Here is a 9,628-nt window from a genome sequence, read left to right on the forward strand (position 1 = left end):
GCCCGAAAAGTGTCAAGGCAGGAAGATGATTTTGTCCGCACTGCCTTGGTTCACCTCCCCATAGCACTGCACCCCATCGGCCAGCGCCACCTCGCGCAGGCCGGTGGGCAGCGGCAACAAGCCCTCGTCGAAAAAACGTCCGAACTGCTCCAGCATCACCGCGCACTGCTCACAGTTGTAGAGCAATGAATTGATCCCCACCACCGATCCGCCCTTGCGATACAGGGCCAGGGCCGGCAGTTGTACGTGACCGTCCACCGGCGCGGCAATGATCGCGATGCGACCGAACGGCGCCAGGCCTGCCACGGCCGCCGGCAGCCAGAAACCGGTGGTGTCGAAGATCACATCGGCGCCACCCTTGAACACCGCATTCACCTGCGCGCCCAGCGCTTCGGGCTTGCCCAACGCAATCGCGTCGTACCCTTGCGCCTGTAATACCTTGACCTGGTCAACCTTGCGCACCGCCGCCAACACCTGGGCACCCAGGACTCTTCCCAAGGCTAATGCCGCACCGCCCACCGCCCCATTGGCGCCGATCACCAGCAAGCGCGTGCCTTTGCCCACGCCACTGCGCTGCAGCGCATCCCAGGCCGTGGTGTAGGGCACACCCAGGCTGGCGGCCTGGGCAAAACTCAGGTGGGCAGGTTTATGCGCCACGCCTTTGGCCGACACGGTGAGGTATTGGGCGTGGGAACCGTCGGCGAAAAAGCCCAGGTCGCGACCGGTGCCCCAGACCTCCTGCCCCACCAGCGCCTGCGGACCTTGCACCACCACGCCTGCGAAGTCGCGGCCAGGTATGCGCGGCACGGTGGTGTAGGGAAAACGCCCGAGTACGTTCTTCACGTCACTGGGGTTGAGGCCCGCCGCCTTGATCCGTACCAGCACTTCATCGGCGGCCGGTACCGGCGTGGCGACGTCGACGAAGCTCAGGGCGCCGAGGTCGCCAGTGGCGGAAAATTGCAGTGCTTTCATTGCCAGTATCCATCGAAGGGAGAAAAGGAATCAGGACCACCAACCGCTGAGCAACTGCCGCCCCATGGGCCAGAGTTTTTCGCCGAGCAGCATGCCCATCAGCCCTACCAGCGCAATGGCGGGCGGTGCGGGCGAGCGGAAGTCCAGGGCGCCGTAGATCACGCCGACAAAAAGGCCAATGCCAAGGGAGATCAGGTAACTCATGGGGGCGACGCCTGTTGGGTTGATGGGCTTAGTGTAGGGAGCCCATCCCGGCAGCATCGGCCAAGGGCTTCAGGATTTCGGCCAACTCACGTACTGGGAAGGCGCCATCCCCAGTTCACGCCGGAACATGTCGCTGAAACTGCTCGGCGAATAGCCCAGGGAACGCGCGACAGCACTGACCGACTGGCCCTGGATCAGCTCGGCCACCGCCGTGGCCAATTGCACCTGGCGGCGCCATTCGGCAAAGCCCATGCCCAGGTGGTACTGGAACAGTCGCGCCAAGGTGCGCACGCTGGCACCGGCCGCTTCGGCATGCTGCTCGAAAGGAATCTCCAGGGACGGCGCCGCCATGACCGCCTGGCACGCGCTGATCAGCCGGCGGTCAGCCTCCACCGGCATGGCGATACGAATCTGCGAGCGCCGCGCCCGTTGCAACTCCAGCAGGGCCAGGCCGACCAAGGCGGCGTAATACCCCGCGTCACCGCTGTCGCCCTGTTCCACCAGCGTGACGATCAACTCACGCAGCAGCCCACCGACTTCAATCACCTGCACCTGGCTGTCCAATGTCGCCGCCAGGGCCGGACGCAAGTAGATGTTGCGCATCTGCAAATCCGACACCACCCGAATGCCGTGCTCCACGCCCGGCGGCAGCCAGACCGCGCGCTGGGGCGGCACCACCAGGGCTTCACGAGGCGTCTCGACCCACATCACGCCGCTCATGGCATAGAGCAATTGGCCCCAGTCGTGGCGATGGGGCTCCACGTACAGGCCACGCGGGTAGGTGCGCGCCAAGGGTTGCACGGGGACGGCGTGATCACTGAGGTCGGGGGGTGCAGCCAGGGCCATGGGGAGCACATCTATCGGGAGTCAGCCGCCATGGTAAAGACCACCGTCCGACAATCCGAGTGAATTTTTACCGCCGAGGGCGATCACTTGCTTACACCACCAGGGTTGAGGGGCCAATGAATAACGCAAAACTGTTTGTGATCGACTACACCCTTCATGGCGAAGCCAAGTCATTCATCATTCGTCTGGAAAAGCTCGATACCTTGGAGGCCTGGCATTGGGCAAGCTGTGACGCCGGCGTGGGCCGTATCGGCCGGTTTGCCCGCGAGCGGGTGAAGAAAACCAGCCAGGAACAGGCCGAGAAATTCGGCATAAAAAACGTGCAATGGCGCCGCTCGGATGTGCGCGCCCAGGCTTGATCAGGGAGAGATAACCATGGATTCAATCAACGGCAAGGCGCGCATTGATTACACGCGCGACACCTTGTTCGGGCCGCTGGCCAGGCATGTCGAGTGCCAGGTCAGCTTGCAGCGCAAACCCGGCTGGCTGGTGCTGAAGGTCTTCCAGCCGCTGCCGGACGATTTGCATGATGCGCAGACCCTGGTGCTGGCCTTCGAAGGTCGACGAACCAGCGGCGTGGTAAAAGACAGCCGGCGCTTGTCTGACCACAGCCTGCGCCTGGAGCTGGAACCCCAGTAAGCGATACGCAGGGAGCGCGCTATTGACGCTCCCTGCGAACGTATTCAGCCTTTAGCCGACTTGGCGCACTCGCACCCCGTCGCCGCCGCACAAGGCTCGCCATGGGCATGGTGCTCGGCACAGCCCTGGCAGCAATAGCCCTTACCGTCCTTCATTACCGCATCGACGCCCAGCACACACTTGCAATGCGGGCAGGCACAGGTTTGATCAGGCATGGCCAGACTCCTTCTTCATGGTCGTCCGGTGCGGCGGTTGCCGGCACCTTAAGCAGTGACTGCCAGGCGTCGGCGATGGTTCAAACCATCAGTCCGTGCGTGTATTGCTGCGGTACATGAACACCAGGGCCAGAGCCAGGCACACCATCGCCAGGATGCGGCTGCTCGACAGTTCGACGGCCGGGTTGCCCAGCCACCCGAAGTTATCGATCAGCATGCCCATGCCCAATTGCCCGGTGATCACGGCCACGGTTGCCACCGCAGTACCGACCACCGGCACGGCCCCGACCATCACCATCATGTACACCACGCCGAACAGGGCGCCGGTCAATTGCCATTTGGGTACGTCGAGCAAGCTCACGGACTGGGCCGGCTCGAAGAAGAAAATCAGCAGCGCGGTGGTCAGCGCGCCCACCGCAAACGTCAGCAGACTGCTGCGCAACACGCCCACCGCCTGGCCGAGGCGACCATTGATTGCAGCCTGCACACTCAGCACCGCACCGGCAGCAATCACCAGCACCAATAACAGAATCAGATTCATCGCCTTACCCTCGTGCAATCAGAACAAGTGCCGCCACAATCAACGCCAGGGCTATCCAGCGCTCGCCATTGACCCGTTTGCGTGCAGTGCCGAACCAGCCGAAATGGTCGATCAGCACGCTCTTGCCCACCTGGCCGGACAAAATCGCGATCATGGTCATGGCAATACCGATGTGCGGCGTAGCCAGGGTCAGCACCACTACATACATCGGCCCCAGGAACCCACCGATCAGTTGCCAGCGCGGCAACTCGGACAACGCCGGGCCCTTTTGCGGGCCGCTGAACAGCAGCAGCAAAAACAGAATCGCCGAGCCGACGCCGAAGATGCTCAAGGTTGCCCAGAGGTGTCCCACTTGCACGCCCAGCGGCCCGAGCAATCCCGCCTCGACCGACAAGCCCATGCCGGCCAGGATCACCAGCGGCAACAACAGCAGCCGTAGAAGGTTTTTCTTCGGCGTGGCTTGCGCCACAGCCTCGATGGAACTTGCTTGCATACATCACCTGCACGTCAACAAAGGATTGGATGACGCGCATTATCCGGTGGCCGTCCTGTGCGATAAATGGGAGCATGCCGACAACACCTTTGCGCAATACGCACAACCTGGAGGCCTGATGCAGGGCTTGAATGAATTGAGTTTCAAGGCACTGCGCCTGTTTGTCGCGGTGCTGGACCACGGCAGCTTTTCCGAAGTAGCTCGCCGCGAAGGCCTGGCGCCCTCCTCCATCTCCCGGCAGATCCAGCTGATGGAACAGGCCCTCGGCCAGCAGTTGCTCTACCGCCACACCCGCGCGGTGAGCCCCACCGAGGCCGGGCGCCTGCTGGGGCGACACGCACGCTTGATGCTCGAACAGCTGGAAGCCGCCGGCCAGGCCCTGCAGGAACAGGAAAGCGAACCCAGCGGCCTGGTGCGCATCAACGCGCCGATGGTGTTCGGCCAGCGTCACCTGTCACCGTGGCTGGGAGAGTTATGCCGGCGCTACCCGAAGCTGCAACTGGACATCCAGCAAACCGATACATACGTCGACCCGCTGCAAGACGGCACCGACCTGCTGTTCCGTATCGGCGTACTCAACGACTCCAGCATGCAGGCGCGCATCTTCGCCCCCCAGCGTTTTCGCCTTGCCGCCAGCCCCGCCTACCTGGCCCGCCAGGGCACGCCCCAGCACCCCGAGGAACTGCTCCATCACCAGTGCCTGGCCTACAAGGGCATCACCGGCCAGCAACGCTGGTTCTTCCGCAAAGGCCAGGGCGACTGGACGCCCTACAGCGTCAAGGGCCCGATCACCGGCAACCACGCCGACACCCTCACCCACGCCGCCGAACAAGGCCTGGGCCTGGTGGTGTTTCCGTCCTGGCTGATCGGCGAAGGCCTGCGCGCTGGCACCCTGCAAGCGGTACTGACGGAATATGAAGTGGCGACCACGCTGGAGCCGCAGCAGATCGCGGCGCTATGGCCGGGGAGCCGCAGGCTGTCGCTGAAGGTGCGCACGGTGATCGATTATTTTGTGGAGTGTTTTGGGACGGTGCCGTATTGGGATCGATGAGCGGTTGAGGAATTTTCCGAGTAGTAAAAGTAGGCTCGGTCTGATTTAACGGGCCACTCTATTTTGGACAGGGTGCATTGGGGCAGACTTTGGCGATGTCTTTTTGGAGAGATGCCATGGTTTTCATGTACCCAAAGCCGTCGCGGGCTGAACGTGCGGCGGCAACCAGCGGTCGGCTCGTCTTGGATAGCTCACCCAGTTTTGGCTATATTTGGCCAAAATACGCGGAGCACCTCATGATTACCGTACCCTTGGGCGAAGCAAAGAATAACCTGTCAAAACTGGTGGATGACGCCGCCGCCGGCAAAATTATCACCATTGCCAAGCATGGACGTGCGATGGCACAACTCGTTCCCGTGGGGAAATCCAAAGGTCAGCGAATTGGCGCGATGAAAGGAAAGCTCGTTGTCCCCGAGGACTTTGATGCGCCCCTGCCAGGCGACCTGCTGGATGCGTTTGAGGGCAGCCATCCATGAGAGTGCTGCTGGATACCCATGTTCTGCTCTGGGCACTGACTGACGACCCGAAGCTATCCAGCAAAGCCCGACGACTGATCGAGAATGCCGTAGAGATTTACGTCAGCGCGGCAACCTTCTGGGAAATGGCGATCAAGGTCGGCCTTGGAAAACTCGATGCAGACCTGGACGAAATCCGGGGATATTGCCTTGAAAGCGGTTTCGTCGAACTGCCCATCACCTCGGAACACGCGATTGCCGTAAAGGATCTTGAGCCTCATCACAAAGACCCTTTTGATCGGCTTATCGTAGCGACAGCCATCAGTGAACCGATGAGGCTATTGACCGCCGACACGCAGATTGCCCAGTACACATCCTTGGCAATCCTGGTATAGCCCGCACCCACGGCCTGGAACTCAGAACACCCACTGCCCGATCAACCACGCATTGGCCCCACTGATCAGCGCAAACAGAAACCACGCCAGCACCCGGGTGTGCAGGCGATTGACGAACGGCCCCATCAGCTGCTTGTCGCCGGTCATGCGGATCAACGGGTACAAGGCAAACGGCAGTTGCAGGCTGAGCACCACCTGGCTGAGGATCAGCAGCTTGCCAATGGCCTGGTCGCCCATCAGCCACACCCCGAGAAACGCCGGGATCAGCGCCAGCCCACGGGTGATCAGGCGGCGTTGCCAGCAGGGAATGCGCAGGTTGAGATACCCCTCCATGATCACTTGCCCGGCGATGGTGCCGGTAAAGGTCGAGCTTTGCCCGGACGCCAGCAAGGCGATGCCGAACAGGATGCTGGCGAAGGCGCCGCCCACCAACGGGTCGAGCAAGCGGTAGGCGTCCTGGATCTCCACCACCTCAGTGTGCCCGGTCTTGTAGAAGGCGGAGGCGGCGAGTATCAGGATCGCAGCGTTGACCAGCAGGGCCAGGGCCAGGGAGCCGATGGTGTCGATCCGGGCCAGCTTGATCGCATCCTGTTTGCTGGCGAGGTCTTTGCCGATCAGACGGGTTTGCACGACCGAGCTGTGCAGGTAGAGGTTATGGGGCATCACCGTGGCGCCGAGAATACCGATGGCCAGGTACAACGGCGCGGCATCGCTGATGGCCGACAGTGATGGGGTAAAGCCGCTGAGCACATCCGGCCAATACGGTTTGATCAGCACCAGCTCAATGAAGAAACACACACCGATGGTCGCCACCAGCGCCAGCATGATCGCTTCCAGGCGGCGAAAACCACGGTTCTGCAGGGCCAGCACCAACAGCGTATCGAAGGCGGTGATGACAATGCCGGTGGTCAGGGAAACGCCCAGCAGCAGGTGAAACGCCAGGGCGCAGCCGAGCACTTCGGCGAGGTCGGTGGCGATGATGGAGATTTCCGCCAGCACCCACTGGGTGCGTGCGGAGCGTTTGCTGTAGCGCTCACGGCACAGTTGCGCCAAGTCCTTGCCGGTAGCGATACCCAAGCGCGAGCACAGGCACTGCACCGCCATCCCCGCCAGGCTGGCCAGCAGCACCACGAACAACAGGCTGTAGCCGTAGCGCGATCCGGCTTCGATAGCCGTGGCCCAGTTACCCGGGTCCATGTAGCCGATGGAGATCAGCAGGCCGGGCCCGGCGAACATCAGGATGCGTTTGAAGAACGACGCCTTGGGGTCAACGGCAACGGAGCCGGCCACTTCCGGCGGGCAGAATGGAGCGGTAGCGATTTTAGGCAGGCTGAATTTCACACGGTATCCCAGGCAAACACACTCGACAGGGGCTCAGCTTATCAGTCGGACGCAACCGTGCGCATCACCGTCTCCCGAGGCAGGTCAAACGCCTCCACGACCTGCACCACCAGGTCCATCTCCTGGTTCAAGGCTTCACGCTCCATGCGCTGGCGAATCACCCCGATCACCAGCACGGCCAGGGTGGTGATCGAGTACGCCGGGCCGGAAAACGCCCGTACCCCGCTCACCAGCAACATCGCCGCCGCCAACGCCTGGCCGACCACAGGGATCGCGGAGGCCGCACCACGACGCAGGATAAACCCGGTCAACCCGGCCAGCGCCGTGCCGCTCAACGCCGTAGTGGCTGTTCGGCCGACATCGAAACGGCTGAACAGACCCTGCTCCTTTTGCGCGGCCGCCTTGAGTTCAGCATCGAATACCTGGCGGTCGGCGTAGCTGAGTTTGTCCTTGTACTGCTCGAGCAGTTTTTCCGCGACCTGGGCTTCGAGACCAGCCAGTGCCACCGTTTCAACGGGCTCGGCAAACTTGATTCCCAGTCGCTGCGCCACCTCTTCGGCAATCTGGCGATAACTCACGCCGTGGCCACGGGCCAGGTTCATAAAGCTATCGCCGCCCATGCGCTGCAACTCGATGGCCAGCTTGAGTGGCTCGCGTACCGTGGCGTCAATCGATGCACTGCGCTTTTGCGCCATCAATTCGGCCAGGAACGCCAGCTCCTCCGGCCGCGCCTGCACCAGGGCCGCCAACAAGTCGGTGTCCTCTTCGGCAAAGCGTACCTCGCTGCTGCGCTGGTCGGCGCGGATCAGGCCGCGCCGCTCATGCAACAGGTCGGTGTACTGCACCACGGTCTGCAACTGCGGCCAATAAGCGGCGTGATCGAAGGTGGCCAGGTGCACATTGGTAACCTTGGCCTTGAGCGCCGGCGTCACCGGGATCGCATACCGGCCGATGCACCGCTCGGTGTCCGGCTTCATGGCCAGGGCCCAGTCCTTGCTGGAATGGCAATTGATCACCTGCCCCTTGAGCGGCGCGCACACCTCATCCCAAGGGCTGGACGTACAGATCGCCCCGCCCATCAACAGCAGGTTGTCCAACGGCAGTTCCCGTGCAGTTTCAGGGCTGGCCAGCAGGCTCTTGACCAGAATCCGCGCCCCCAGGGAATGCCCGATCAGGTTGATACGCCGCACCTCCAGCGCCTCGCAATGCAGGTAGCTGGCCAGCTCCGGCAGCAAGCTCCTGGCCACTTCGTCCACCCGCGCCTCGACGCTTTTGTAGTGGTCGAGAAAATAGGCAATCGCCTTGCCCACGCCTACGGTCGCGGCACCGATGCTGCCACCACCCAGCATCGCGGCGATCACCTCCTTGAAGGGCGCAAACAGGTTTTCCAGGAAATGCCCCGCCGGCCAGAACAGCATCAGGTTGGTCGAACCCTCGATACCCGCCAGCTGCTGCTTGAAATTGCCCAGCTGTTGCCGGTTAAAGAACGCCGAGTAACCGTGAACATAGAGATTGAGCACATCGCCCTGAGGCTCGCCGCACAATACGAACGTGGGCTTGCGGGTGCGGTGCATTTCATCCCACTGGTGCTGCATGGGCCGATGACTCCTGGTGACGAGGGACGGCGATAATAACAAAGGGAGGCCCGTAGAACGGCGAATCCTGACCGGCGTGGCGGTCGCGAAGGATCAGAACTGCGACGCAGCCTTTGTTCTGGCCAGGTAGCGCGCCGGCGAATCCCCCAGGTTGCGCCGGAACACGGAGGTGAATGCACTGGAACTGCTGAACCCCAATTCGAACGCAACATCGGTGATGGTCGCGCCCTGGCTTAGCCGTGCGGTGGCCTCCAACAGGCACACCTGCTGGCGCCAGGACACGAACGTCATCCCCGTGCCCTCGTAGAAATGGCGAGTGAAGGTGCGTCGGCTCATGTTCGACCAATGAGCCATCTCGTCGAGGGTGATTTTTTGCGTGGGTGCATCCAGGAAACGCTGACAGGCTCGTGCCAGCCGTGGCTCGCCAGGCAATGGCGCGCTGAGGGGCAGCTCGGGCATGGCTGCGATTTCATCAATCAACAGCGTCAGCACGCAGTGATGCCTCACGCTGGGTAATGCCGAGGAGTCGATAGCCAGCGCCGCCTCCAGTAAATGCCTGAGCAGGGGCGACACTTCAAACACCTGGCAGCGCTCCTGCAACCGCGCCCGCTTAGCGGCATCGGCGTCCAGATAGGTATTGAGCATCACCACATCCCCGCGCATCTGCATTTCATGGGGCACACCACCCGGCACCCAGATCGCCCGCTGCGGCGGTACCACCCAATTGCCGAGATCGGTGAACATTTTCAGCGCGCCGGTGGAGGCATAGGCGAACTGGCCACGTGAATGGGTGTGCCGCTCAAAGACGGTACCGCTGGGGTATTCGCGCAGCGTTACCACGGCTTCTGGACTGGCGGAATCAAAGGTCGGAATCATGGCCC

Annotated in this window: 14 protein-coding genes; 5 read left to right on the plus strand and 9 right to left on the minus strand. The window is 62.2% G+C overall.

What is annotated here, in order from left to right; translation table 11 throughout:
- Positions 1 to 12 precede the first annotated feature (12 nt).
- From BB029_RS14975 to BB029_RS14980, 3 genes are all read right to left on the minus strand, one after another.
- Complete coding sequence (locus BB029_RS14975; protein WP_065939783.1) at positions 13 to 972, minus strand: zinc-binding alcohol dehydrogenase family protein; 960 nt, start codon at positions 970 to 972, stop codon at positions 13 to 15.
- Positions 973 to 1,002: 30 nt separating this feature from the next.
- On the minus strand, positions 1,003 to 1,176 hold the full coding sequence (locus BB029_RS32200) for a DUF1427 family protein (protein ID WP_081744482.1): 174 nt from the start codon (positions 1,174 to 1,176) through the stop codon (positions 1,003 to 1,005).
- A 69-nt stretch (positions 1,177 to 1,245) separates the two neighbouring features.
- On the minus strand, positions 1,246 to 2,022 hold the full coding sequence (locus BB029_RS14980) for a helix-turn-helix domain-containing protein (protein ID WP_065939784.1): 777 nt from the start codon (positions 2,020 to 2,022) through the stop codon (positions 1,246 to 1,248).
- Positions 2,023 to 2,138: 116 nt separating this feature from the next.
- Here BB029_RS14980 and BB029_RS14985 point away from each other — a divergent pair, with 116 nt between their 5' ends.
- Both BB029_RS14985 and BB029_RS14990 read left to right on the plus strand, forming a co-directional pair.
- The gene (locus BB029_RS14985) at positions 2,139 to 2,381 is read left to right on the plus strand and encodes a DUF6555 family protein (RefSeq protein ID WP_065939785.1); all 243 of its coding nucleotides are present in this window, start codon (positions 2,139 to 2,141) and stop codon (positions 2,379 to 2,381) included.
- 16 nt (positions 2,382 to 2,397) lie between these two features.
- On the plus strand, positions 2,398 to 2,661 hold the full coding sequence (locus BB029_RS14990) for a hypothetical protein (protein ID WP_065939786.1): 264 nt from the start codon (positions 2,398 to 2,400) through the stop codon (positions 2,659 to 2,661).
- 44 nt (positions 2,662 to 2,705) lie between these two features.
- Here BB029_RS14990 and BB029_RS32205 read toward each other — a convergent pair whose 3' ends face one another.
- The 3 genes from BB029_RS32205 to BB029_RS15000 all read right to left on the minus strand — a co-directional run bounded on the left by BB029_RS32205 (position 2,706) and on the right by BB029_RS15000 (position 3,910).
- Positions 2,706 to 2,876 carry a metallothionein gene (locus tag BB029_RS32205; RefSeq protein WP_074846300.1) on the minus strand — a complete coding sequence of 57 codons (171 nt, stop codon included), beginning with the start codon at positions 2,874 to 2,876 and terminating at the stop codon, positions 2,706 to 2,708.
- Between the two features lie 88 nt (positions 2,877 to 2,964).
- Complete coding sequence (locus BB029_RS14995; protein WP_027607512.1) at positions 2,965 to 3,417, minus strand: DMT family transporter; 453 nt, start codon at positions 3,415 to 3,417, stop codon at positions 2,965 to 2,967.
- A gap of 4 nt (positions 3,418 to 3,421) precedes the next feature.
- Positions 3,422 to 3,910, minus strand: coding sequence for a DMT family transporter (locus BB029_RS15000; protein WP_065939787.1), 489 nt, complete (start codon positions 3,908 to 3,910; stop codon positions 3,422 to 3,424).
- A 118-nt stretch (positions 3,911 to 4,028) separates the two neighbouring features.
- On the opposite strand from BB029_RS15000, the gene BB029_RS15005 reads away from it, so the two are divergent.
- The 3 genes from BB029_RS15005 to BB029_RS15015 all read left to right on the plus strand — a co-directional run bounded on the left by BB029_RS15005 (position 4,029) and on the right by BB029_RS15015 (position 5,811).
- Positions 4,029 to 4,961 (plus strand): LysR family transcriptional regulator, encoded by a 933-nt coding sequence (locus BB029_RS15005; protein WP_065939868.1) that lies wholly within the window; start codon positions 4,029 to 4,031, stop codon positions 4,959 to 4,961.
- Between the two features lie 116 nt (positions 4,962 to 5,077).
- On the plus strand, positions 5,078 to 5,437 hold the full coding sequence (locus BB029_RS15010) for a type II toxin-antitoxin system Phd/YefM family antitoxin (RefSeq protein WP_174557002.1): 360 nt from the start codon (positions 5,078 to 5,080) through the stop codon (positions 5,435 to 5,437).
- Positions 5,434 to 5,811, plus strand: coding sequence for a type II toxin-antitoxin system VapC family toxin (locus BB029_RS15015; protein ID WP_065939788.1), 378 nt, complete (start codon positions 5,434 to 5,436; stop codon positions 5,809 to 5,811). The genes BB029_RS15010 and BB029_RS15015 overlap by 4 nt, the downstream gene beginning before the upstream one ends.
- 21 nt (positions 5,812 to 5,832) lie before the next feature.
- Here the strand turns inward: BB029_RS15015 and BB029_RS15020 are convergent, their stop codons facing one another.
- The 3 genes from BB029_RS15020 to BB029_RS15030 all read right to left on the minus strand — a co-directional run bounded on the left by BB029_RS15020 (position 5,833) and on the right by BB029_RS15030 (position 9,623).
- Entirely contained in the window at positions 5,833 to 7,152 is a 1,320-nt protein-coding gene (locus BB029_RS15020) for an Nramp family divalent metal transporter (protein ID WP_065939789.1), read from the minus strand.
- A gap of 41 nt (positions 7,153 to 7,193) precedes the next feature.
- Positions 7,194 to 8,747, minus strand: coding sequence for a DUF726 domain-containing protein (locus BB029_RS15025; protein WP_065939790.1), 1,554 nt, complete (start codon positions 8,745 to 8,747; stop codon positions 7,194 to 7,196).
- Between the two features lie 93 nt (positions 8,748 to 8,840).
- Entirely contained in the window at positions 8,841 to 9,623 is a 783-nt protein-coding gene (locus tag BB029_RS15030; protein WP_065939791.1) for a helix-turn-helix domain-containing protein, read from the minus strand.
- Positions 9,624 to 9,628 lie beyond the last annotated feature (5 nt).

It is taken from the genome of Pseudomonas sp. S3E12, assembly GCF_001702295.1.
GTDB lineage: Bacteria > Pseudomonadota > Gammaproteobacteria > Pseudomonadales > Pseudomonadaceae > Aquipseudomonas > Aquipseudomonas marginalis.